Here is a 25,355-nt window from a genome sequence, read left to right as displayed (position 1 = left end):
GCCCGTCCGCTGCGCTTAAATGAAGGCCCCCCCTGACAGCGCGCACCTCCCGTTCACTGGCGTGGCGCCCACTCCACCCGGTTTCGCCCCATCCGTTTGGCCTGATAAAGGGCGATATCGACGCGCTTAAGCAGTTTTTCCAGCCGCTCATTCTCTCTTTTCTTTGCCACCCCGATACTGACCGTAATGCGGATATCGTCGTCGATAACCAGCGCCTGCGTACGCTTTAGAATATGACGGGCCAGCGCATCCGCCTGGTCCTGTGAGGCCATCTGCAGGATAACCGCAAACTCTTCGCCGCCGATTCTGGCGGCCATGATCTCGTCATCGTACAACTCGCCCAGCATCGCACCGAACTGCCGCAGCACCTCGTCCCCCCGGTCATGGCCATAGCGGTCATTAATCTTTTTGAAATAATCAATATCAACAAAAAACAGGTAGTAATCGACCGCCCTCAAATCCAGCAGCACATTGGAAAAATAGCGGCGGTTGGGCAAGAGCGTCAGCTCGTCACGGAACGAATCAATGCTGACGTCAGCGTAACGGTCGTTGATATAATGAACAATGTGATAGACACCGACAGAGACGCAGAGCATTCCACTCAGTTGGGTAACATCCTCAATATAATAGCCCACCCAGGCGGGCTGAATAATGACTTCATCCATCAAATCAAAGGCCGCTGAAATAATCCAGACAATCAGTCCCGTATTCATCCAGCGGCGTAAATACGCCTGGACCGATAGCCGGTTGAAGCAGTACAAAATAAAATTCAGGATAGCAAACTGCATTCCGTCAAATAACCATCCTGGCCGATGAACCCAGTGTATTTCACCTGACTTGGGCAGGAAAAGAGACAGGTTTATGATGATCACCAGAATACTCAGCGCGCCGGATAACAGTACCGGCACCAACAGGGTTTTTCGTGAAGCGCTTTTGGTGAAAAGTCCGTCTTCATATTTCGCGAATGGCATGTTCACTCCTGAAAAATAACTAAAATAACCATCATTACCATTTGAAATTGAATACCGACGCAGGGATTAAATTACACATTAGTCATGCCGATCGCGAGCTTCATTTTTTCTGTCACCTGGTGAGCCAGGACTGGCGGGTTGCCGGGTCACATCGCTTAATAAGTAGATATCCGTCACACTTTTAAAAAAGAGCGCCTCCCTTCCCCTTTACCCTGTCAAGTTCGTGGCATGCCTGCCGTTAAAACGATCAGGCTCTTTTTATGAGTTTATGCCGCCAGCCCGAATGAGATCCCCATGAACCCTGTTTGGCTACTGTAGTCAGGGCTGCTGACTGAATCCATTCAGCTTAACAAATTACGTTCATTACTGCTCATATCAAGGCCGAACGCTTAACTTTTCGTCGATTTTTCAGGGGTGTCAATTTATGCAATTCAAAAATACAACCGTCCGGACCCAACTGACCCTGGGTTTCGGCGTGTTAGTGGTGATTGTGCTTGCCGTCGTCATTCTCTCGATGAACTCGCTCAGTAACGCCAATGACCGCTTTAAAACGCATGTACAACAGGTCGCAGCACGTGAGTCCTCCGTCAACCTGATCCTCAGCGGCGTAAAAGACAGCTCGCTGAGTCTTTACGGCCTGGTGCTGGTCAGCGAAGCCGCAGATATTGAGGCCGGTAAAAAACAGGTCGCGGCAGCAGAAGACAAAACGGCCACGGCACTGAAACAGCTGCAGGCGGCGGTGACACGGCATACTGACGTTACCGATCAGGACCGGCAGTTTGTGGCCGCCATTGCCCGTGCCGAAGAGGCATATCGCCCTGTTGCTCATAACATCGTTGAGCTGGCGCTGGCGGAAAAGAAGGCAGAAGCCATTGACCGCATGAACCGGGAACTGCGCCCGCAGTTAACCCAGTTACTCACTTCAGCCAACCAGTATCTGCAATACAGCACTGAACGCGCGGACGCCAGTCTGAATACCGCTGAGGCGGCTTACCAGCAGACCCGGATCATCTTTATTGCCATCAGCCTGTTGGCGCTGACGCTGGCGGTGATCCTCGGGGCGATGATCATCCGTTCGCTGTTCCGTGCACTGGGTGAAGAGCCCGCGGTATTAGGCCAGGTGGTGCAGCGCATTGCGCAGGGCGACCTCAGCCAGGTAAACGGGGCCAGTACGGCGCCCTCCGGCAGCGTGCTGGCGGCTATCGGTGAGATGCAGGAGAAGCTGCATCAGCTTATCAGTCAGGTTGCTAACTCTGCCGAAAGTATTGTTTCCGCCTCCAGTGAAATTACCCTGGGCAATGAGGACTTAAGCCGCCGCACGGAGGCCCAGGCCTCGTCGCTGGAGCAGACCTCCGCCAGTATGGAGCAGCTGACCGCCACCGTTAAACACAACGCCGATAATGCCCATCAGGGTAACCTGATGGCAACCAACGCCTCCGACGTCGCGCAGCGCGGCGGTAACGTGGTCGAGCGCGTGGTCACCACCATGCATGACATCGCCAGTAGCTCCGGCAAAGTCACGCAGATTATCACCGTGATTGAGAGCATTGCCTTCCAGACCAACATTCTGGCACTAAACGCCGCGGTGGAAGCCGCTCGCGCCGGGGAACAGGGTCGCGGGTTTGCCGTGGTCGCGGGCGAAGTCCGCATCCTCGCCCAGCGCAGCGCCACGGCCGCCCGGGAGATTAAAAATCTGATCGACGAATCGGTGGATCGCATCAATACCGGTTCTAAGCTGGTTGACGAAGCCGGCAGCACCATGCAGGAAGTGGTGAACGCGGTGAAAGGCGTTAACAGCCTGATGGCGGAGATCACCCTGGCGTCCAGCGAGCAGCATACCGGCATCGACCAGGTGAACAAAGCCGTGGTCAATATGGATGAGGCCACGCAGCAGAACGCCGCACTGGTTGAAGAGAGCGCCGCAGCGGCAGCCAGCCTGAAACAGCAGGCGTATTTACTGCTGGAGGGGATCTCTGCGTTCGATATCTCCCGTGCCGGTCGTCTCAGCGACACAACAGCGACCCTGCGCTAAGGAATTGCGATGAAACTCTCCTGGGCTTTAACACTGGCCGCCGTGGTGACCTCCACGGCAGTGGCCAGCAATGACACCATTACCATCGGGCTGATTACGAAAACAGATACCAACCCGTTCTTTCTGAAAATGAAAGAAGGGGCAATGCTGGGGGCGACGGTGCATGGCGTCAAACTACTGACGGCAGCGGGTAAAGAAGATGGCGATTATCCGGCACAAATCCTGGCGATCCAGGAAATGGTGGCCGCCGGGGCCACCACTCTGCTGATTACGCCGAGTGATGCAAAGGCGATTGTCCCGGCGCTGGACGAGGTGCGTGCCAGAGGGGTTCAGGTGATCGCGCTGGACTCCCCGACCGATCCGATATCGGCGGTGGATGCCCTGTTTGCTACCGACAACTATAAAGCGGGTGAGCTAATCGGCCAGTATGCCAAAGCCGCCATGCCGCTGAAATATGCCGGTCAGCCGCTGAAAATCGCCATGCTGGATCTCTCTCCCGGTCACTTAGTCGGGGCAAGACGCCACAACGGGTTTATGACCGGGCTGGGGTTACCGGCGGTAGGGGCGGATTCCAGCGAGCTGTCGGTGACGCCCGAAACGGTGTGTGCCGGGTTCTCGCAGGGGGCAGAACAGCAGGGTTATGAAGTGATGGCCAGCTGTCTGAAAAGTCATCCTGACATCAACCTGGTGTATACCATTAACGAACCGGCGGCAGCCGGGGCTTACAAGGCGCTGCTGGAAGCGGGCAAAGAGAAAAGCGCGATGATCGTCTCCGTGGACGGCGGCTGTGCCGGGGTGAACAACGTGCGGGCCGGGAAAATTGCCGCCACCGCGCAGCAGTACCCGCTGACCATGGCGGCGATGGGCGTTGACGCCGCGGTGGCCTGGGCCCGTCACGGTAAAAAGACCTCTGGCTATGTGGATACCGGCGTGACGCTGATCGCGGATAAACCCATGCCGGGTCTGGCCAGTAAAGACACCCAGGCCGGGCTGAACGCCTGCTTTGGGGCGAAATAACTCCGTATCAGTCCCCCACCGCTTCACTGGCAGGGCCCGACCATCCGTCAGGGGTTTCGGGCCCGACCTCCCGTTGTATTGAAGGGACCAACCTTCTGTTCCGGTCGGCCTGATGGTCGCCGCTGACTCTCAGAGCCCCAATGCCCCCTTTCCTCACGCTGCCGCTACCCCAGGCGGCTGGCAATCAACCGCAGCTGTTCGGCAATCTGCTTCAGATCCTGCTGCTGCTGTCCGGCTGCTGTCGTCGAGTTACGCACCACCAGACGGGCAGGCAGGATCGAGGAGGAACGGCTGTGGTCGTCATCGCTGGCCTGCAGGATACGCTGCACGGCCTCTTTTCCCTGTAAGTCCAGATCCAGCGACACCGTGGTCAGCGCCGGGTGGAAAAAGGCGCTTTCGTAGGTGTCATCGTACCCCACTACCGACACCTGCCCCGGCACCGCAATGCCCTGCTGATGCAGCGCGCTGAGTGCGCCGAGTGCCATCTGATCGTTGCCCACCAGCAGCGCGCTGAAGTGCGGATTTTCCCGCATCAGCTGTAAAATGCCGCTGTAACCACTCTGAGCATCCCAGTTGCCGTGGATCAGGCTGACGGGCTCCAGCCGGTAGCTCTCCAGCGTGTCCAGCCAGCTCTTCAGCCGCAGCCGGGCAGACACCGACTGTTCCGGCCCTGCCAGCAGCGCAAACGCGCGGTGCCCCTGTTCATAGAGATATTTCACGCTGGCGCGGGTGCCGTCCGCCGGATTGAAGGACACATTAAATACCGAGCAGTACGGGTCGACGTCAAGAAACAGACAGAGGATGTCCTGGTTCTCCTCCACGATACGTTCTGCGCAGGCGGTATCCAGCGGGACGTTGATAATCACCTTATCCACCAGCTGCGACTTCAGTTCATTGATCGACTCCTGCAAACTTTGATTGACGTTCTCATCAATCATGGCAATCAACACCTGGTATCCGGATGCATTGGCATAACGCTTGATCGCCGCCGCCACCTGAGAAGGGGCATGAAGCGCCAGGGAAGTGGTTACCAGACCCAGTGTCGTGCTCTGTTTTCCGACCAGCTGCTGTGCCAGGCGATTGGGCACATAGCGCAGCGCCTCTATTGCCTTTGTTACCTTGCTGCGCGTCCCTTCCGAGACATTCGCCGACTTATTCAGCACTCTGGAAACCGTTTGGTAGGACACCCCTGCGTGACGGGCGACATCCTCCAGAGTGGCGCTCTTTGATTTCATGTTTCTCTTCCCTGTTAACCGATAGACAAATTGTATCACAAGGCTAATAACGCTCAGGTTAACCCGGTCACACTGTCAGAAAATGGCAAAAAAGTATGACGTTCACATCTGATATTTGGTGATCAATCTCACCAATCGTTACAATTTACGCCTAAATACTTGCAGTAAATCACACAATTTCGACACTCCATTTGCACACCTCTCGTCAGCGGGCGTTTACTGTCGCCAACGTGTGAACGTATGACAAATATAAACAGAGGGTGACATGAACACAAGACTAACGGCGACCGCGGTGGCACTGGCTGCCACACTGACTTCCCCTGCCTTCGCAGCCATCGACAATATTGATTTCCACGGCTATCTGCGCGGCGGCGTGGGCGTCTCGCGTGACGGCGGCATGGAGGAGTGGCAGAAAAATAAAATTGGTCGTCTGGGTAACGAAGCCGATACCTACGGTGAGATTGAATTAGGCAGTGAAGTGTACAAAAAGGACGACGTCAGTTTTTATGTCGACTCGATGGTCAGCATGTTTTCCGACGGATCCAACGACAATGAAACCACGTTAGGTGACGATGCGCAATTCGGCCTGCGTCAGCTTAACCTGCAGATCAAAGGGCTGATCCCCGGTGATAAAAACGCGGTGATCTGGGGCGGTAAGCGTTACTACCAGCGGCATGACCTGCATATCATCGATACCAAATACTGGAACATCTCCGGCTCAGGTGCTGGTATTGAAAACTACACCTTAGGTCCGGGGGCGGTTTCCGTCGCGTGGATCCGTGGTGATGCCAATGACGTTGACTACCGTGCTGACGGGGATAACGACGTCAATATTAACTATCTGGACGTACGCTACGCCGGCCTGAAGCCATGGAGCGGGGCATGGACGGAGTTTGGCATCGATTACGCCATGCCGAACCCAACCAATAAGCAGAAAGAGTACGGCGAGCTGTACGACGCAGAAAACGGCGTGATGCTGACCGGCGAGATCAGCCAGGACATGTGGGGCGGCTATCAGAAGCTGGTGCTGCAATATGCCAACAAGGGGCTGGCACAGAACATGATCTCCCAGGGCGGCGGCTGGTATGACATGTATAACGACACGCGTGATGCCACCGGGTACCGCATCATCAACACCGGCCTGCTGCCGATTACCGACCGGCTGTCGCTGAATCAGGTTATCACCTGGGGTGCGGCGGATCACGTCACCGCGTTTACGGATAAGAGCACCCTGCTCTCTCTCGTCGGTCGTGCACAGTATCAGTTCACCGACTATGTGCGCGGTATCGGTGAAGCCGGTACGTTCATGCAGAAAGATCAGAATAAAGACGGCAGTGACTACAAACAGGCCGGGCAGAAATACACCCTGGCCCTTGGTCTTGCCGCCGGCCCGGAATTTATGTCACGCCCGGAGCTGCGTATCTTTACCTCGTACCTGAACGACTCCGAACAGGGAAACAGCTTCCAGGACGGTACCGCCAGCAACACCTGGAACTTCGGTGTGCAGGTTGAAGCCTGGTGGTAATGCCCGACTAAACGCCTTCATCATCATTGGATAAGCACTGGATAGCTTATTGGGATAACCGTCACCGGTTATCCTTTTTTTTGCTCAGTGCTGGCGGGAGAAGCGGGCTTCCATCAGCTCGCGCAGGCGGTCTGACTGCGTGCCAAAGATCGCATGAACCTCGTGCCCCAGAATCACCACGCCGAGTGCGCCAGCCTGCTGCAGACCCTCATTATCCACCGCAGACAGGGATTTCACCGTGACCCGAAGCCGGGTCAGGCAGGCATCGACCTGGACAATATTGTCCCTGCCGCCAAAACAGACCATCAGCCGGTCCAGCAGCACGCCGTCTTCGGCCGTCGCCTCCGTCGCCACCTTCTCCCGGCTGAAGTAGTGCTTAAATAATTTCAGACTGACCATCATCTTCTCCTTACGTGTCGCAAAAAAAAAGCGGGCCCGTGGCCCGCCAGTGAAAGAACAGTTACAGCGGGGCGCGCAGCACGCGGCAGCCCCAGGGGGGAATACTCAGCGTGCCGGTCAGCGGCGCACCGTCGATCAGGTCGGAGATATGCGCAGGCAGCGTGACGGCGTGTGTCTGCGCCGTATAGTTCTGCAGGAAGACAAAGCTGTGCTCGCCATCGGTACGTCGGTGCGCGGTAACGCCCGGCGGGAAGTCGACCGCCAGCGCACGCGGCAGAGCCAGCCGGGTGATCAGCGCACCGTAGAAATCACGGTGAAACGCCCGATCGTTACGCGAAGCGATGTACCACGCCTGCCCTTCGCCCACGCGATTGACGGTGACCGCCGGTTTACCGGCATAAAAATCACTTTCATAGACCGCCAGCGCCGTCGCCCCTTCCAGGTGAATATGCTCACAAAGCTCACGTGCCTGATACGTGCCCTGTAAACCCAGCTCGTTACCGGCAAGGGCACGTACGCCATTGCTCTCTTCATCCGTCAGACTGTCAATCTCCTCTGACCAAATCCCCAGTAGCGGTCGCAGTGGCCCCGGGAACCCACCGAGATGGCAGAGATCGCTTTCATTCACCACGCCCGTCCAGTAGCTGGCAACAAACTGCCCGCCCCGATGCAGAAGCTGCTCTACCCGGGTGGCAAAGCCGTCGCGGACCATATACAGCATCGGCGCGATGACCAGCGTATAGCCGCTCAGATCCGCGTCAGCATTGATCACGTCTACCGCCACGCCCTGCTCCCAGAAGGTGCGGTAATGTTCTGTCACCGTGCGCTCATAGTGCAGGCCGATATTGCGCGGCCCCTGAGCATTGTCCATCGCCCAGCGGCTTTCCCAGTCAAAAATAATCGCCACTTTCGCGTCCACACGGGTGCCCTGCACGGGGGTCATCGCCGCCAGCATCCGGCCCAGTTCCGTCACCTCCCGGCCGATGCGCGTGTCCAGGTGACCGACGTGATCCACCACCGCACCGTGGAATTTTTCCACCGACCCGCGGCTTTTACGCCACTGGAAGTACTGCACGGCATCCGCCCCGTGAGCCACGGCCTGCAGTGACGACAGGATATGCATTCCCGGTTTTTTCAGCTTGCTGGTCGGCTGCCAGTTAGTGGCACCCGGCGTCGACTCCATCAGGACAAACGGTTTACCCTGTTTCAGCGTGCGCATCAGGTCGTGATACATGGCGGTGTAGCAGGCCAGCGTGGTTTCATCCTTCTCGTTATGCCACGTCGGGTAACTGTCCCAGGAGATAAAATCCAGCGGCTGCGACAGCTTCCAGTAGTCGTAGTCGTAGAAATACTCCATAAAGTTGGTGGTCGCAGGCAGCGACGGGTTGGCCGCTTTCAGCGGTTTGATCTCTTCCGCACAGAAGTCAGTCACCTGGTCGGTCATAAAGCGCCGCCAGTCAAGGTTCAGGCCGTGAATCGATGACTCCCCCTGCGGCGAGGGCGAGACAATCTGCGACCAGTCGGTGTAGGTGTGGCTCCAGAAGTCGCTCCACCAGGCATGATTGAGCTGTTCCAGGGTGCCATAGCGGCGCTGCAGCCAGCCGCGAAAAGCCTGCTGGCAGAAATCGCAGTGGCACTCGCCGCCGTACTCATTGGAAATATGCCAGCCAATCACCGCCGGATGATGCGCATAGCGCGTGGCCAGCTGCACGTTCATCGCCTGCACTTTTTGCCGGTACACTGGCGAGGTCATGCAGTGATTGTGTCGCCCACCGTGCAGCGCGGGCACGCGGTCGCGACCGGTGCGCAGCACCTCAGGGTATTTTTGCGACATCCACGCCGGGCGTGCGCCGCTTGGCGTGGCCAGGAACACCCGAATCGACTTCTGGTGCAACTTTTCCAGTACGTTATCCAGCCAGCCAAAGTCATAGCGGCCTTCTTCCGGCTCAAGTTTGGCCCAGCTGAAGATCCCGACCGACATGACATTACAGTGTGCCTGCTGCATCATCACAACATCGTCATCAATAATGCCCGGCGAGTTCTCCCACTGTTCGGGATTGTAATCCGCACCGTGCAGCAGCGCGTTAACGCCGGCAGAAAGCGGGGGGAATTTAGACATAACGGTTCCTCAGAGGTGTCAGCGACACCGGCCCTCAGGCCTGTAAATTAATGGAAAGCCTGAATTGACGGCAGTACTTTGCCCTGACAGTCAAACAGCGCCTGGTTCTCACGGGCGTTGCCCTGTTTCCACTCGTCGTGGATGTACTTCATCCCTTCTGGCGTGGCCCAGGTATTGCCCGGTGCGGCTATCCACATCGGCTCCCAGTAAACCACGCCCTTGCCACGGTGATTCGGCACGCTGAGCACCGCCTGCATCAGGTCGTGCAGATAGGCGGCCTGACCCGCAACGGTAGCCGGATACCCCCCGTCTTTTTCTTCTTTCGCCTGGAAACTGTTCTCCGCGCTGTCGCAGTTTTTCAGCGTGTAGCCGTAGGCGGCCTCCACCACCATCACGTCTTTCTGATAGCGCTGGCTGATATCATCCATATTGGCTTTCAGCGCGCTGATCGGGCCGTTCCAGTAGGTGTACATCGACAGGCCAATGACATCGAACGGCACCTGACGGCGGGTAATTTCGTCGAACCACCAGCGGAACATGTCATTTTTCGTCCCTTCCGCCAGATGCAGCATGATTTTGACCTGAGACGGATCGCTGAGGTTTTCCCGCAGGCCGCTAATCGCCGCTTTCAGCAGCCCGGCCAGACGGTCAAATTCGCCGCCGTTCTGCCCCCAGCTTTTGCCCTCCGGCCACAGCATGCCGCCGTTCAGTTCGTTACCGATCTGCACGATATCCGGCAGCACCCCTTCGGCTTTGAAGCGCGCAATGGTGTCGCGGGTATAGTCATGAATGCGCGTTTCCAGCTGCGGGAAGGTGAGTTTTTCCCAGGCCTTTGGCTTGAACTGCTTGCCCGGATCGGTCCAGAAATCGCTGTAATGGAAGTCCAGCAGGATCTGCATACCTGCCGCTTTTGCGCGCTTCGCCAGCGCCAGCGTGGTGGGCAGATCGTTGGTCCCGCCGCCGTACGCTTTACCGCTGGCATCATAAGGGTCCACCCACAGCCGCAGGCGAAGCGTGTTGATACCGTTCGCCTTCAGAATGGCAATCGGATCCTGTAACTGATTGTCAGCGTTGTAAAATTTAACGCCCAGCTTCTCCAGTTCGGGCAGTGTGGAGATATCCGCGCCCTTAACAAAGTCTGCTGGCACCGGCCCGAGGGCAGGGATTGCCGGCGTATTCGCGGCGAAGAGAGGCACAGCCCAGACCATGGCCAGGGCGAGAAACAGCGTTTTTGGTGTCATGATTTATCCCTTTGTACTTCCTGAAGTCAGGCCTGAAACGAAGTATTTCTGCAGCGCCAGGTAGAGGATGGCGACCGGAACGGCAATCAGCACGGCCCCCGCCGCGTAAGTGGTGTAACTGGCCCCCATTTTTTGCGAAACCAGATTGTATAAACCGATAGGCAGCGTGAACTGATCCGGGCTGCGCAGGATGGTGCTGGAGAGGATGAAATCCCCCAGCGGCCCGGTAAAGGAGAACAGCGCCACCACCGCGAGGATGGGCTTTGACAGCGGCATGATAATTTCAATAAAGACGCGGAAATTCCCGGCGCCATCCATGCGCGCAGACTCATCCAGATCCTTCGGAATGGCGTCGAGGTAGCCCTTCATCAGGTAGGTATTCATCGGGATCATGCCGCCGACGTAGATCAGCACCAGCGCCAGGTGGCTGTTGATTAATCCCAGCAGCTGCGACAGCACAAAGATGGCAATCAGTGCTGAAAACTGCGGGATCATCTGCAACAGCAGAAACAGCATCAGACCGTTCTGCCGGCCTTTAAAGCGAAAGCGCGAGAAGGCGTAGGCCGTGCAGCTGACGCTGATTAAGGTCAGCACCATGGTGAAGAAGCTGATTTTCATCGAATTCCAGTACCACGTCAGGTACGGCACCGTGCCGTTGAACAGGTCGCGGTAGTGCTGTAGCGAGGCGTTCTCCGGAATGATGGAGCTGCTCAGCAGGCTGTTACCGGCATTCAGCGATGCCCCTACCGTCCACACCAGCGGGTAGATAATGATGGCCGACACCATCAGTACCACCAGCCAGGTAAGCGACAGGCGCAGCCACTTTTCGCGTTTGATACTCACTGACTTAGCCATGATGCTCCCTTATGCCATCTCATCTTGTTTAAACGATTTGGTGGCGCGGAACTGCCACAGCGCCAGACCGACCACAAAGATCGACAGCAGAATCGTAATGGTGGCGGCAATCGCGTACTGCGACGACGACATGGTGAGTTTGTAGATCCACGACACCAGAATATCGGTACCGCCCGCGTTCGATCCCGCCACTGCCGGCCCGCCGTTGTTAAACAGGTAGATAATGTTGAAATTATTAAAGTTGAAGGTGTACTGGGTGATGATGATCGGTGCAATGGCGTACATCACCAGCGGCAGCGTGATGGTGCGCAGGCGCGTCCATGGGCCGGCACCGTCCATCATTGCGGCTTCATACAGATCATCCGGGATGGCCTGCAACACGCCGGTCGTCATGGCAAAGACAAACGGAAAGCCCAGCCAGGTCTGCATCATGATCAGCGCGGTTTTGGTCCAGAACGGGTCGGTCATCCACGCCTTTGGCGCAATCCCAAAGAAGTCGAGGATCGCGTTATTAATCACGCCAAAACTGTCGTTAAACATGCCGGCAAATACCAGGATGGTCACGAAGCCGGGCACCGCCCAGGGCAGAATAAAAATAGTGCGGATCAGCGGTTTAAAACGCAGGTCTTTCTGGTTAACCAGGATCGCCAGCATCACCCCCACCGAGCACTGCAACGTGGTGGCCAGCAGCGTCCAGACGACCGTCCACTGCAGCACGTCGAAGAAGGTTGATCGCCAGATAGACAGGGTGAAAATGTTGACGAAGTTTTTCAGCCCTACCCAGTCCACCAGCTTGGCCGGCGGCGTGTGATAGAGGTTGTAATTGGTAAAGGCGATGGCGAAGCCAAACAGGATCGGGAACACCACCACAAACACCAGCAGAATAAACCCCGGGGTGATCATCAGGTAAGGGAAGCCCTCGCGCAGCAGGAGCTGATACTGTTTGCGCACGCCGTGCAGCGGTTTTCCCTCATCGCGACGACAGCCGTTCAGCCATGCGTCGCGCACCGACAGCCCCCAAATCGTAATGCCGAAGGCGATGATCAGTACGCTGATGATCCCCTCTGCCAGCAGAAAGATGGAGTTATCGCGGGGGACCTGTTCCCCCAGCGTCGCCAGCCCCCACAGCCCCTGCTGCAGAAAGTTATGAAACACACCGTAAAAGCTGGTCAGCAGGATCAGAAAACAGATCCCCTTCGCCCACTGGCGGTGGTAAAACTGGCCGAAACCCGGTAACAGCGCCAGCAGTGCGCCCGTCAGCGCGTGCTGCCGGGTGCGCTTGTTGAGCATCAGTTTTTCACTGGGGGAAATCATCACAGCATTATCCTTCTTCATTCGTGCCGTTTGGTGAGCCCGGCTTACTGGTTGCTGGCCTGCATCGCTTCAATCTGCATGGTGATCTGCTTCACCGCGTTATCCAGCGCCACTTTTGGCTCCTGCTTACCGGTCACGCTCAGTTCCAGCGCGGTATTCGCCGGGCCCCACACTTCCTGCATCTCAGGCACACCCGGCATGGCAACGGCGCGTTCCGCCTGCACGGCCACGGCATTGGCTTTTTCATCGTTTTTAATCAGCGGATCGTTCATCAGCGCGACCACCGGCGGGATCTCCTGGGTCTTCTGGAAGCGTTCTTTGACGTACTGCGGCTGGTTAATAAACTGGATAAACTGCTGCGCCAGCGCTTTGTCCTGACTCCAGGTGGAAACCACATAGCCCTTCACGCCAAGGAACGAACTCATTGGTTTACCGTTAGGCAGCAAAGGCAGCGGTGCCACGCCATAATTAATGCCCGCTGACTGGTAAGGCTGGAACGCCCACGGGCCGTTGATCACCGCGGCGGCTTTTTTCTCTGTAAACAGCGAGTCGATGGCATTCAGGCCGTTATCACCGAGAATGCCGGACGGCAGCAGGCCCTGAGTGAAGAAACTCTTGAGGTAGGTGACGGCGTCGACGCTGCCTGCGGTGTTCAGCCCGATGTCCTGGGTGTTCAGCCCGCCCTTCCCGTCCTTACCGAAGATGTAGCCGCCCATCGGCGCGATGGCTCCCCAGCTGTAGTAAATCTGGTCAAATTTCGCCAGCAGGCCGTACTGCTTCGCTTCGCGCTGCTTTTTAGAAAATTCACGGTATTCATCCAGGGTTTTCAGCGGGGCCGGCAACAGGTCTTTGTTGTAGATCAGCACCAGCGTTTCCACCGCCTTCGGCACCCCGTAGACGACATTATTCTGGATGAAGGCCGCCATTGCTGACGGGGTGTAGGCCGCCTGATGCGCCGCATCGACGCTGATCGGTGACAGCAGGCCCTGCACCACTGCGCTGCCCAGTTGGTCGTTCGGGATCACCAGCACATCAGGGCCGATACCGGCCGGGCCATCCAGACGCAGCTTTTCAATCTGCTGGGCAAAGGGCATTTCCTGCACCTTGACCTCGACGTTGAACTGCTTCTGAAAATCAGCGATGGCCGTTTTAATACCGTCCGACTTCTTAATATCTTCCCAGACAGTCAGTTGCTGTGCGGCGTGGGCAGCCTGTCCCAGTACCAGGGCTGACAGGAGCAGAGTGATGCGGGTTTTGACTTTCATTGCTGACCTCATGTGAAGGTATAACATTTATCCGTTTTTCATGTCGCTGTGATTCTTATCGCTACAGCGCAGCGCCCGATAAATGGGACTTGCAGAAGGAAAAGTGTTACAGCGTGTTGATGTCATACGCTACGCGGAACAAGGCGCGGCCTCCACTCCGTTCTCGCTAATATGTGATCGGTATTACAGAAATCAAAATCGACTCTAGGGTGCACTGCAGCAGGGGTTTATAGTCAAGCCAGATGCCACAAGGGTTCGCGTGTCACACCACTAAATTGTAATACGTAATACATCTTTCCCTACATTCCCCTTTTCGATGAGGATCCGCATGTCCAGCATCAGACTGAGAAACGTGTGTAAGCGTTTTGGCAAAACAGAAACGCTCAATAATATTCAACTGGATATTGAAGACGGTGAATTCACCGTGTTTGTCGGCCCCTCAGGCTGTGGCAAATCGACCCTGCTGCGGCTGATTGCCGGGCTGGAAGAGGTCAGTGACGGCGAGATCCTGATCGGAGATGAGCTAATGAATGACGTGGCCCCCGCCCACCGGGGTGTCGCGATGGTGTTCCAGTCCTACGCGCTCTATCCGCATATGACGGTGGCCGACAATATGGGTTACGGTCTGAAGGTCAACGGCGTGCCGAAAGACAAAATTCGCCATCAGGTGGAGATGGTGTCCAAGACGCTGCAACTTTCTCACCTGCTGGAGCGCAAGCCGAAAGAGCTTTCCGGCGGCCAGCGTCAGCGTGTGGCGATTGGCCGGGCGATCGTGCGTAACCCTCGGGTGTTTATGTTTGATGAGCCTCTATCGAATCTGGATGCGGAACTGCGCGTGGATATGCGGTTGCACATCGCGAAACTGCACCAGGAGCTGAAAACCACCATGGTGTATGTCACGCACGATCAGATTGAGGCCATGACGCTGGCCGATAAAATCGTGGTGATGAACTATGGCAAGGTGGAACAGGTCGGCTCACCGATGGAACTCTATTACAACCCGGTCAACCGCTTTGTAGCCGGGTTTATTGGTTCGCCAAAGATGAATTTCCTGCCCGCACAGGTTGAGCACTGTAGCGCAGAGGCGCTGACCGTCACCGTGAATGAAGGGGCCAACAGGCTGCTGCTGCCCGCCCCGGCACGCTTACTGCAGCCAGGAGAGGAGCTGATGCTGGGCATCCGTCCGGAACATCTGCGGGTCAACAGCGAGGCCCCGCTGCATCTCGACTTCCACTGTGAAGTGGTGGAAAGGCTGGGTAATAACACTTATCTGTTCGGTCAGGTATATGGCCAGGACGGCTTTAAAATGCTGCTGCCGGGCGATGTCCATTTCCGGCCCTACCAAATGCTGCGTCCCGCCTTCTATCCTCACCAGTGCATGGTGTTTGATCGGGACGGGCTTCGCATCAGCGCGGATATCCCCCTGCCGCAGGACCAGGCTGCGGCCTGAGGCGGAAAGACAAACCACCGTCTGCGCTCAGCCCTGGCAGAGCCGGAGAGGCCCCCTGATGCCCCTCAACATGCGCCATCCGTGGCGCGTGACATCCGGCTTACCGCAGGCTGAGGCGCTGCCTCCGGTGTTCACGCCAGGGGGAGAAGCGCCACCGTATCACGTGCTGCTCAAAAACGGCCTGGTCTTACATCCTGATCAGAACCAGGCTTCCCACATCGCGCCGACGTTGAACGAATCCAGCTGGGTATCGTCATCATTGCCGTTAATCCGTGCGGTGCGCTTGTTATCCACCTCGCCGCCAGTCACATAGAAGCGCAGCATCGGACGGAATTCCGGCCCCATGGCAATCGATACGTTCTGCGACAGCGTCAGCTTCCAGCCGTGGTTATCGCCGCCCTGGTCGTAATCCACCCGCTGATAGCCAGCTTCCAGCCACGTCGAATGCACGTCGTTCCACCAGTACATCGGCCGGACAATCGCGCCGTAGTTGCGGCGGTCGTCGGTGTTATCCGCTTTATTGGAATAATCGTGGAAGGCCAGCAGATACTCCACCTGCGCCTGTTGGGTAAACTTATAGTTACCTTCAAAGCTGGCGTAGACGGTGGTCAGCTCATCGGTTTTGTTGAACACGCTGTTGTCGGCGTTATTCGAGTAACGGGTGATCACTTTATTCACGCCGTTTTCGCCGGTGTGACTCAGTACCGCACCGCCCTGCCAGGCCTTCAGCCGCTCCTCGCTTTCGACAGCCTTAGAGTCAAAGCCGTAATTGGCATACAGCTCCAGATCCAGCGGGCCCACCTTCATGCCGTGTATTTTCGAGGTCAGCGCATAATTGCCTTTATCACCGGTCCCCGATCCGCCGGTACAGTTGATGCGTGACGGGTTGCCCTCTTCGTCCATGATTTCCGGGTTACAGGCCTCAACGGCAGCCACCGTCGCCACGTCAAACTTCACACCACCCAGTTCGAAGTTTTTCACCCCGGCCCCCTGGCCGTCGTGGTTCATCCAGAAGTAGTCGTTAATCCCCTGCTGTGGACGCTGATGGAAGTCGCGCCCGGCCCACAGGTAGGCGTTGGGATTCGAGTCAAACAGGTTGGTGACGCCCGCGTAAGCCTTCTTGAGGTTCACCTCATCGCCCCAGTGGTCGATCATCACGTTGACGTCCCAGATGGCGCCGTTATCCCCCTTAAACGCTTTTGAAAGCTGGAACTCGCCGCCGTTGCCTTCGTTGCCCAGGCGACCGATGGCGGAGGAGCCGTTATAGGAGCCATCCACCCCGACAAATTTCTGGTCACCGCCCTGGAACTGCGCCCCGTAGCGGGCATACCCGGTAAACTGCACGCCAAACGGGATCGCCATATCCGGTGACTGCGCCGGGGTTTGCGGTTCGGTGATCACATCAGCTTTTTTCGCCACGGCCTTATCGATTTTCGCCTGGCGATCGGCCAGGGCCTTATCAACGGCCCCGTCAATTTTAGCCTGACGTTCGGCTAAGGCTTTATCCACCGCCTTTGCCACGATGGCGTCTATCTGTTCCTGCGTAAATTCTTGTGCAACGACGTTTCCAGAGCAAAGGGCGGCCATCACCGCCAGGGTAACCGGCAATTGATTAACTAGTTTCATAATATTCTCATTATGACTCTGCCTTTTATCAGCCGGCACGAGGCCGCGCTGATAAAGCAGCGTGAGTGCTGTTATTTTGAAAGTAAGGTATCAGGCTATCGTCAGATTGAATTATTTTGGGCTATTTCACGTTTCTCCTGTGGTTGAGGAATCACTATTAACGCTGATATAAGTGAATAATTTCTTCTGATAATTCGCGTGCCAGCAGCGAGGTCATTAAATGATCCTGTGCATGAACCATTATTAAGGTCATCGGCTGACGCCCTTCTCCGGCATCCTGTTCAATCAGCTTTGTCTGCATCTGATGGGCCAGACGTGAGAAACCATCAGCTTCAGTCAGCAACGCTTTCGCGTGTGTGATATCGCCGCTGCGCGCCGCGTGCAGGGCTTCAAAGCACAGGCTTCGCGACTGCCCGGCGTTGACGATGATCTCCATCACCGCCTCTTCTAAATCAATCATTGTTGTCTCCTTCACCGAATCCGTTATCTGCGGCAGTGCGGGCAAACCACTCTCCGCTTTTCTTCACCGTGCGCTGCTGCGTGGCTAAATCGAGTTGCACAAAGCCGTAGCGGTTTTTATAACCGTTACACCATGACCAGTTATCAATAAACGTCCACATGTGATAGCCCAGGCAGTGGCTGCCTTCAGCGATCCCTTTATGCAGCCATTTAAGATGTCCGGTGACAAATTCAATACGGTAATCGTCCTGAATCTGGCCGTTCTCTGTGAAGCGCTGCTCATTTTCCACGCCCATCCCGTTCTCAGAAATAAAGCAGCGCGGATTATCATAATTAAGACGTAAATTAGTCAGGATGTCATATATGCCCGGCTCGTATATTTCCCAGCCACGGTACGGATTCATTTTCCTGCCGGGCATCTCGTAATTATCGAATAACCATTCTGGCATAAACGGCGAGTGTAAATTCACCGCACTGTCACGGCACTTCACGCGACGCGGCTGGTAATAGTTAATCCCCAGCAAATCGATTTTGCCCTCCGCGATTAATGCCCGATCCCCCGGCTGGCAGGCCGGTAGCTGATCGTAACGTTGCAGCAGCGTCATCAGATCCACCGGATATTCGCCGCGCAACACCGGGTCGAGGAAACTGCGGTTAAACAACAGGTCGGCGTGGTGTGCTGCTGTCACATCCGCCGGATTCTGGGAGCGCGGATAGGACGGGGTGAGATTGAGCACTATGCCAATTTCCCCGGGGAACGATCCTGTCCGGAACGCACGTACCGCCTGCGCATGGGCCAGCACCGTGTGGTAGGCCACCGTTGCCGCCCGTTTGAAATCCACCACGTTGGGATAGTGGAAGTCATACAGATATCCGCCTTCCACCGGGACAATCGGCTCATTGAAGGTAAACCAGTGCAGCACGCGGTCACCAAACAGCTCAAAGCAGATTTTTGCATAGCGACTGAACGCCGCCACCACGTCACGATTCTCCCAGCCGCCCAGCCTCTGCATCGCCATCGGCATGTCGAAGTGGAACAGGGTAATAAACGGCTGGATCCCCTGCGCCAGCAGTTCATCAATCACGTGGTTGTAGAATGCCACGGCCTGCGGGTTCACCTCGCCCGTACCGTCCGGGATCAGCCGCGACCAGCTCAGCGAAGTACGGTAACTGTTGTGGTTAAGCTGTTTCAGCAACGCAATGTCGTCACGCCAGTGCTGGTAAAAAGTCGACGTATCCTGCGGCCCCACCTGCTGGTGGAAACGCCCCGGCTGGCTGGCGTACCAGGCATCCCAGGTGGTTTCGCCACGGGCTCCCGGCTGGCTCTCCCCTTCGGTTTGCAGCGCGGAGCTGGCGCTGCCCCACCAGAAATTGTCGGGAAATCTGTATTTCATCGTTTTACTCTCCATGATTATCAGTTGGTGCGAACCGTTTCGCCTGAGGGCGCGGCAGCACTTTGTACTTTCTGCTCTTCGGCTTTCATTAACGAGCGCTCGTAGGCACGCAGGAACGGCAGGTACATCAGCGCCGACATCACCATACAGATCAGGCACATTATTACCGGACTTAAGGCCCAGTTCGCCGCCCAGGACGCCCCTATCGGTGCAGGTGTGGTCCACGGCGTAAGGGATACCACCTGTGCCAGCCAGCCCAGTTTCGTTGCGCCATAGGCCAGACAGGCGTTAACCATCGGTACGCAGATAAACGGCAGAAACAGCATCGGGTTCATGATGATCGGCGCGCCAAACAGGATCGGCTCATTGATATTAAAGAAGCTCGGCACCACGCCCATTTTGCCGATGGTTCGCAGATGGGTGACGCGGCTGCGCAACAGCAGGAAGGCCAGCGGCAGCGTGGAACCCACCCCGCCGATCAGCAGGTAGTGATCCCAGAAGCCCTGTAAATAGATGTGCGGTAAGGCTGAACCCGCCGCCAGTGCCGCCTGGTTAGCCGACAGGTTGGCCATCCAGAACGGGTTCATAATCCCGGTCACAATCAGCGCACCGTGAATGCCGGCGAACCAGAAGATCTGGCACAGCAGCACGGACAGCAGAATAGCCGGCAGGGAATCTGATGCCGACACCAGCGGTTCCAGCAGATGCATGATTGCCTGCGGCATAATCATGCCGGTCTGCGCTTCAATAAACAGATTCAGCGGATGCAGCGTCCCCATCACCACCACCACCGGGATCAGGATTTCAAAGGAACGCGCCACCCCGGTCGGTACTTCTTTCGGCAGGCGGATAGTGATGTTGTTCTGTTTCAGCCAGGCGTAAACCCGCGTGGAGTAGATGGCGGTGATCAGCGCGGTGAAAATCCCCTGTCCGGAGAGATACTGCGTCGAAATATGTCCGTCAGAATAAGGGGCGGCAACCAGAAGAAACGCCATAAAGGCCAGCAGGCCGGCCATCACCGGATCCAGATTAAACTGGCGCCCGAGGCTGGCACCAATCCCCACCGAGATAAAGAAGGTCATGACTCCCATGCTGAGATTAAACGGCAGCATCAGCTGTTCACGGTAAGTCAGTGAGAAGTCCAGCCAGCCGCGGGCAAAGCTGTTGGTGGTCTCCGCCGAGAACGGCGGAAAGATAAACACCAGCATAAACGAGCCGATGATCATAAACGGCAGCGCGGCGGTAAAGCCGTCGCGGATGGCAATGACATACTTCTGCTGACCGAGACGCCCCGCCAGCGGGGTAATCGATTGCTCGATAACGGCAATCATTGACTGATATAACGAACTCATATGAACACCTTTTAGTGAACCGCGTTAATCAAAGACAGCGCGAAGTCCAGCACCTTATCCCCGCGCTGCATGCCGTAGTCCATCGGATCGATGGGCTGAACGGGAATGCCCTGCGCGGCCGCCTTTTCTGACAGGGTTTTCAACATATATTTGACCTGAGGCCCCAGCAGTACGACCTGATAGTGTGGGAACTGGTTATCGAACTCGGCAACGCCATAGGCTTCAATATCCACCTCCAGCTCCCTTTCCTTCGCCGCCTCGACCATTTTCCTGACCAGCATACTGGTCGACATCCCGGCAGAGCAGCACAGCATAATCCTGACCATAAATCCTTCACCTCAAAATGTAATGGAACGTAAATGTGGAAACGATTGGACACCATACGGAAACCGTTTTCCATCAAGCGAAAACAGAACTGTGAACCTCATCATAAACCCCTACTGAAAAGCGATTTTTCCGCGATTCACATCACAGAATTACCGCCCATATGGACACTTTTGAGATGATATGGAAAATCGGTTTCCATGATTTGAGGAAGACGCTATACTGGCGGTGGCGAATTTTGCGCCATTATTGCGGCCAGCCTGGCCGGCTTGATATTGCGGCGTTCAGGGGAGATAAATGTCAACAATCAACGATGTATCGCGTCTGGCTGGGGTGTCCAAAGCCACCGTATCACGGGTGTTGAGCGGGTCGCGCGGGGTGAAAGAAGCCAGCCGCCTGGCGGTGTTACAGGCTGCTGAAGAGCTCAACTACCGGCCGAATGTCATTGCCCAGTCTTTACTCTCCCAGTCCACCGGCTGTATTGGCGTGATTTGCGCCCAGGAAAACATTAATCAGACCACCGGCTACCTCTACGCGCTGGAAAAACAGCTCAGTCAGCACCAGAAACATCTGCTGCTGCGCTTTGCTAACAGCAAAGCCGGGGTGATGAATGCGCTGGATGAACTGTCCTGCGGGCTGTGTGACGACATCCTGATTATCGGTGCCCGCTTCCCGCTGGATATTGCCGATGACCACGTGATCCTGATCGACTGTGTCGATGCTGACACGCCGAACAGCATCCAGTTTGATCACGCCTTCGCTGCGGAAACTGCCTGCAATTATCTGATCAGCCAGGGACGACGCCAGATTGCCCTGATCCACCCGGATACCCGGGGCCACGCCGAGCAGGTTTTGCTCGGCTATAAGCTGGCGCTGGAGAACAATTTTTTGCCATTTAACCGTAATCTGGTGTTTATGGATTCCACCACCTCCTCTGTGGCGGTGCAGGTACTGCTGAACAATGCCACTACCGTCAACTTCAATGCCCTGCTGGTGGCAGACGAGCAGGAGGCGCAGCGGGTCATCAGCCAGCTTCAGGCATTTAATAAGGCGGTACCCGGCGATATTATGATCTTCAGCCTGGCGGGCTCGCTGGATTTGCCGGGCATCCCGACCATTCCCTCCATTGAATATTCAATGGACGCCATGGCCGCGCGCATCGTCAGCTGGCTGACGCAAAAAACCCAGGATATGCTCGGTGCCTGCGTGCTGAGGGGCGATTTGATTATTCCGGATAGCCGTAAACGTTAGGTGTTTGCCGCACTGAACTGAGCGAAAACACCCGGGTGCAGGCTCGCTGTCTGCGCCCAAAACCTCCCGCGACCTTCCAACCCTGCGCCGGCGAATAACCACCTCCCTGGCTGTTTATTCTTTTCGCGCATCCTCGTCCGCCGCTTCGCTTTATCCCCGGCCTGGCTATCAATCCATCACAATTAAAATCATTGGTTTAAATTCAGCAGGATAAAAACATTTAGCGCTAAATTGTAAATAAACATTAATGATCGCTTTCATCAGGCCGATAGGTTCTTCGAAGCAATGTCTTAAAAAATACGCCTGGGGAAGAGATACCTCCAAGACCATTAATTATGTTTATAAGGGATTTAATATGATTACGCGCGCATTTGATTTCAATAATTACTCAATAGGAAAAAAACTGTTTTCAGGTTTTATTCTGTTGATTGCCATCATTATTGGCATATCCGGATACAGTATTTCATCTTTAAAATCCATTGAACGTAACTCGATAAAAACCCAGATCACCAACGACATTGGCAATCTGCTGGATACCGCCAGAAGAAACCGCCTGCTCTATATGCACACCGGTGACGAACAGAAAATGAAAGAAAACGGTGAAGCCATCCAGTCCATGCAGGCACTGCACAGCGAGGCCGGCAGGTATAACTGGCGCGGGGACACTAAGGCCCACTTCGAGCAGCTTGGTGGCCTGATCCGCACTTACAGCCAGCTGCGTACCACCTTCCATGAGAAAAGTGTTCAGAGCAATCAGCTGTCACAGAAAGTCCACCAGTACAGCGATAAACGCACCATCGCTGACCTGCGAAGCCAGATTCAGAATACCGCGCCCGAGGCTGACGTCAGTGCCAGACTCTATGACCTGCTGTTTGCCTTAACCCTGCTCAGTGAAGCGGCAGATAACTTAGTGGTCCAGCATACCCCGGACGCCTTATCCCGCTTCGAACAGGCCTATACCCACGCGGAGTCACTGTACAGTGATGCCCAGACCAGCGCCTCCGACAGCACCCGCGCTGTGCTGACCCCGGCATGGGAACGCTATCAGGCGCTGAAAAGCGCCGTTGACACCTTCCTGCCCGCCATCGCCGCCACGCAGAAAGCTGCCGACGCCATGGGCACCGGCGCAGAGTCGCTGAACCGGTCGACCCAGGAGCTGATCAAAGCCCAGGCAGACTTCAATAATCAGCTGATTGTCAGCACGATTATGATTATCAGCGCCCTGTCGCTGGCGGGCGTGGTTGCCGGACTGCTGACGGCCTGGGTCATCACCCGTAAGATCACCCGTCCCGTTGGTGAAAACCTGGCGCTGGCCCAGCGTATTTCCGCAGGCGACCTGACGGCACAGATCACGGCGTCCTCAACGGATGAGCTTGGCAGACTGACGCAAACCATGGGGGCGATGAATACGCGGTTGCGCGATATGATCTCGGGGATCCGTGAAAGCGTCAGCCACCTTGCCAGCGCCTCGTCACAGATTGCCGCCGGAAATACGGACTTAGCTTCCCGCACCGAACAGCAGTCAGCGGCAGTGGTACAAACCGCCTCCAGCATGGAGGAGCTGACTTCGACAGTACGGTTAAACGCCGATAATGCCCAGCAGGCCAGCAAACTGGCTGCCAGCGCCAGTGCCGATGCACGCAAAGGCGGTCAGATTGTGGGTGAAGTGGTCAGTACCATGAACGGTATTGCGACCAGTTCGAAGAAGATCACCGAAATTATCAGCGTGATCAACGGCATTGCTTTCCAGACCAATATTCTGGCGCTAAACGCGGCGGTAGAAGCCGCCAGAGCGGGTGAACAGGGACGCGGGTTTGCCGTGGTCGCGGGCGAAGTCAGAACGCTGGCGCAGCGCAGCGCGGATGCCGCGAAAGAAATTGAATCGCTGATCAATGATTCCGTAGCACGCATTGGTACCGGGACGGAGCTGGTCAACCGCGCCGGAGCCAGCATGGAGGATATCGTCAGTTCGGTGACCCACGTCAGCCAGATCATTGACGAAATTTCCAGCTCTTCCAGTGAGCAGCGTCAGGGGATTGAGCAAATCGGTAAAGCCGTCACCGAGATGGACTCCACCACCCAGCAGAACGCCACGCTGGTTCAGGAGTCTTCGGCTGCCGCCATTTCGCTGGAACAGCAGGCGAAAAAACTCAGTGAGATGGTCGCTATCTTTAAAACCTCCGCCGGCCAGGTGCACGAAGGTGAGTGGGTAAGCGGCGCGGCGCAGACGCCAGCGCTGGCCGTGCCGTCCCGACCGGCTAAAGCGGCAGAAGAGGAGTGGACCTCGTTTTAACGCCAGTATCTGCCCGCTGAACGTCTGGCGGGCAGGCGCAGGCCATCGCCATCAGGCTGGCCTGCGGGCAATCGACGCTCTCTCCAGCCACGGGCTGGGAACGCGGACCGTGTTCTGATGCGTCTGACCGTTGATGATATGCAGCGCACTGAGGCGGCCAATATCATAGTGCGGAAGCTGCACCGTCGACAGCGGCGGCAGGAACAGATCGCCAATACCCACCATATTGTCATACCCCAGCACGGCCACCTCTTCGGGAATACGAACGCCGTGCGCCAACAGGGTCTGATAAACCATAAACGCCACCCGGTCATTGCCGCAGATCACCGAATCAAAAACGGGTTTCCCCCGGGAAAACTGCGACAGGACGCTGGCCGGGATATCGCGGTAATGCTCATCGCCATAGGTCATATAGCGGTGGGTCAGACTCTCCGGGTCAATACCGGCTTCATGGCAGGCACGATCCAGCCCCTGACGACGCCGGCGCGTGGCCAGATGCTGCGACGGCAGATGCAGGCATAGGGGACGGCGATACCCGGCGGCGAAGAGCCCTTTTGCCCCGGCATACTGCCCCTGCTCGTCGTCCGGAATATAGCTGGCTACCGGCTGGTGCAGGCTTTCGCAGTTGGCCAGCACACAGGGAAGCGTCAGCAGCTTTTCCGGGACCGGCACCTGCCGCAGGCCCATTGTCGTGTAAATAATGCCGCCCGGCCGGTGGGAAAGCAGCAGATCGACCATGGTTTCCGGGCTGTCGTCCGAAAACATATTCACCACAAAACTGTTCCAGCCGTGCGCCCGCGCCGTCTCCTCAATCGACAGGGTGATCTCCACCGAAAAAGGCGTGGTCACGGTATCCAGCGCCAGCACGCCGATGGTTCTGGGGGTTGCACGTGCGCCACGGATCTTTTTGGCTGACAGATCGGGCACGTAATTCAGCTCCCGGATCGCCGCCTGCACCCGGATCAGCGTTTCAGGCTTTAACCGCTCAGGGGCGTTGAGTGCCCGTGAAACGGTCATCAGGGAAACTTCTGCACGCTGTGCCACATCTTTTAATGACGCCATAACCTTCTGTCCTGATTTAAGCCATCGCCGTCCACGACTGTGCGTAAGGCTATACAACTCCCTTTATGAAGTAAAAAGGAGCCTGCGATATTTTGACTCCCGCCGCCGAAACCACTCTCACACCGTCAAAAAAGTTGATCGCCGTCTCAGTTTGATAATGTTAACGTTAAC

Annotated in this window: 20 protein-coding genes; 6 read left to right on the top strand and 14 right to left on the bottom strand. The window is 56.4% G+C overall.

Features of this window, described 5'->3' with window-relative positions; all coding sequences use genetic code 11:
* Window positions 1-53: 53 nt before the first annotated feature.
* A complete protein-coding gene (locus tag K6L24_RS08685; RefSeq protein WP_222682193.1) occupies window positions 54-971 on the bottom strand; it encodes a GGDEF domain-containing protein in 918 nt (305 codons plus the stop codon).
* Between the two features lie 424 nt (window positions 972-1,395).
* Here K6L24_RS08685 and K6L24_RS08680 point away from each other — a divergent pair, with 424 nt between their 5' ends.
* On the top strand, window positions 1,396-3,003 hold the full coding sequence (locus tag K6L24_RS08680; protein WP_118663870.1) for a methyl-accepting chemotaxis protein: 1,608 nt from the start codon (window positions 1,396-1,398) through the stop codon (window positions 3,001-3,003).
* A 9-nt stretch (window positions 3,004-3,012) separates the two neighbouring features.
* The gene (locus K6L24_RS08675; RefSeq protein WP_118663869.1) at window positions 3,013-4,020 is read left to right on the top strand and encodes a substrate-binding domain-containing protein; all 1,008 of its coding nucleotides are present in this window, start codon (window positions 3,013-3,015) and stop codon (window positions 4,018-4,020) included.
* 164 nt (window positions 4,021-4,184) lie between these two features.
* Here K6L24_RS08675 and K6L24_RS08670 read toward each other — a convergent pair whose 3' ends face one another.
* Window positions 4,185-5,255 carry a LacI family DNA-binding transcriptional regulator gene (locus tag K6L24_RS08670; RefSeq protein ID WP_062742618.1) on the bottom strand — a complete coding sequence of 357 codons (1,071 nt, stop codon included), beginning with the start codon at window positions 5,253-5,255 and terminating at the stop codon, window positions 4,185-4,187.
* A gap of 265 nt (window positions 5,256-5,520) precedes the next feature.
* On the opposite strand from K6L24_RS08670, the gene K6L24_RS08665 reads away from it, so the two are divergent.
* Entirely contained in the window at window positions 5,521-6,780 is a 1,260-nt protein-coding gene (locus tag K6L24_RS08665) for a maltoporin (RefSeq protein ID WP_062742619.1), read from the top strand.
* Window positions 6,781-6,864: 84 nt separating this feature from the next.
* Here K6L24_RS08665 and K6L24_RS08660 read toward each other — a convergent pair whose 3' ends face one another.
* The 6 genes from K6L24_RS08660 to K6L24_RS08635 form a co-directional block, all read right to left on the bottom strand.
* Window positions 6,865-7,179 carry a PTS sugar transporter subunit IIB gene (locus K6L24_RS08660; RefSeq protein WP_062742620.1) on the bottom strand — a complete coding sequence of 105 codons (315 nt, stop codon included), beginning with the start codon at window positions 7,177-7,179 and terminating at the stop codon, window positions 6,865-6,867.
* 61 nt (window positions 7,180-7,240) lie between these two features.
* A complete protein-coding gene (locus K6L24_RS08655; RefSeq protein WP_222682192.1) occupies window positions 7,241-9,298 on the bottom strand; it encodes a beta-galactosidase in 2,058 nt (685 codons plus the stop codon).
* 47 nt (window positions 9,299-9,345) lie between these two features.
* Window positions 9,346-10,506: a glycoside hydrolase family 53 protein gene (locus tag K6L24_RS08650; RefSeq protein ID WP_392389206.1), complete on the bottom strand. Its 1,161-nt coding sequence runs from the start codon at window positions 10,504-10,506 to the stop codon at window positions 9,346-9,348.
* 36 nt (window positions 10,507-10,542) lie between these two features.
* Window positions 10,543-11,394 carry a sugar ABC transporter permease gene (locus K6L24_RS08645; RefSeq protein ID WP_062742622.1) on the bottom strand — a complete coding sequence of 284 codons (852 nt, stop codon included), beginning with the start codon at window positions 11,392-11,394 and terminating at the stop codon, window positions 10,543-10,545.
* 9 nt (window positions 11,395-11,403) lie between these two features.
* Window positions 11,404-12,711 (bottom strand): carbohydrate ABC transporter permease, encoded by a 1,308-nt coding sequence (locus K6L24_RS08640; RefSeq protein WP_062742623.1) that lies wholly within the window; start codon window positions 12,709-12,711, stop codon window positions 11,404-11,406.
* Window positions 12,712-12,752: 41 nt separating this feature from the next.
* On the bottom strand, window positions 12,753-13,973 hold the full coding sequence (locus tag K6L24_RS08635) for an extracellular solute-binding protein (RefSeq protein ID WP_062742624.1): 1,221 nt from the start codon (window positions 13,971-13,973) through the stop codon (window positions 12,753-12,755).
* Between the two features lie 328 nt (window positions 13,974-14,301).
* Here K6L24_RS08635 and K6L24_RS08630 point away from each other — a divergent pair, with 328 nt between their 5' ends.
* On the top strand, window positions 14,302-15,423 hold the full coding sequence (locus K6L24_RS08630) for an ABC transporter ATP-binding protein (protein WP_222682191.1): 1,122 nt from the start codon (window positions 14,302-14,304) through the stop codon (window positions 15,421-15,423).
* A gap of 198 nt (window positions 15,424-15,621) precedes the next feature.
* On the opposite strand, the gene K6L24_RS08625 is transcribed toward K6L24_RS08630, so the two are convergent.
* From K6L24_RS08625 to K6L24_RS08605, 5 genes are all read right to left on the bottom strand, one after another.
* Entirely contained in the window at window positions 15,622-17,049 is a 1,428-nt protein-coding gene (locus tag K6L24_RS08625; protein WP_062742626.1) for a carbohydrate porin, read from the bottom strand.
* A 157-nt stretch (window positions 17,050-17,206) separates the two neighbouring features.
* Window positions 17,207-17,509, bottom strand: coding sequence for a PTS lactose/cellobiose transporter subunit IIA (locus K6L24_RS08620; RefSeq protein WP_062742627.1), 303 nt, complete (start codon window positions 17,507-17,509; stop codon window positions 17,207-17,209).
* Complete coding sequence (locus tag K6L24_RS08615) at window positions 17,502-18,902, bottom strand: glycoside hydrolase family 1 protein (protein ID WP_187510177.1); 1,401 nt, start codon at window positions 18,900-18,902, stop codon at window positions 17,502-17,504. The genes K6L24_RS08620 and K6L24_RS08615 overlap by 8 nt, the downstream gene beginning before the upstream one ends.
* Window positions 18,903-18,922: 20 nt before the next feature.
* Window positions 18,923-20,254 carry a PTS sugar transporter subunit IIC gene (locus K6L24_RS08610; protein ID WP_222682190.1) on the bottom strand — a complete coding sequence of 444 codons (1,332 nt, stop codon included), beginning with the start codon at window positions 20,252-20,254 and terminating at the stop codon, window positions 18,923-18,925.
* A gap of 11 nt (window positions 20,255-20,265) precedes the next feature.
* Window positions 20,266-20,580, bottom strand: coding sequence for a PTS sugar transporter subunit IIB (locus K6L24_RS08605; protein WP_062742630.1), 315 nt, complete (start codon window positions 20,578-20,580; stop codon window positions 20,266-20,268).
* Between the two features lie 295 nt (window positions 20,581-20,875).
* Here K6L24_RS08605 and K6L24_RS08600 point away from each other — a divergent pair, with 295 nt between their 5' ends.
* Window positions 20,876-21,829 (top strand): LacI family DNA-binding transcriptional regulator, encoded by a 954-nt coding sequence (locus K6L24_RS08600; protein ID WP_222682189.1) that lies wholly within the window; start codon window positions 20,876-20,878, stop codon window positions 21,827-21,829.
* A 355-nt stretch (window positions 21,830-22,184) separates the two neighbouring features.
* Window positions 22,185-24,122: a methyl-accepting chemotaxis protein gene (locus tag K6L24_RS08595; RefSeq protein WP_222682188.1), complete on the top strand. Its 1,938-nt coding sequence runs from the start codon at window positions 22,185-22,187 to the stop codon at window positions 24,120-24,122.
* Between the two features lie 51 nt (window positions 24,123-24,173).
* Here the strand turns inward: K6L24_RS08595 and K6L24_RS08590 are convergent, their stop codons facing one another.
* Window positions 24,174-25,184, bottom strand: coding sequence for a LacI family DNA-binding transcriptional regulator (locus tag K6L24_RS08590; protein ID WP_062742633.1), 1,011 nt, complete (start codon window positions 25,182-25,184; stop codon window positions 24,174-24,176).
* Between the last annotated feature and the right edge of the window lie 171 nt (window positions 25,185-25,355).

This window comes from Erwinia persicina (assembly GCF_019844095.1).
GTDB lineage: Bacteria > Pseudomonadota > Gammaproteobacteria > Enterobacterales > Enterobacteriaceae > Erwinia > Erwinia persicina.
This window is presented reverse-complemented; position numbering and strand designations above follow the sequence as displayed.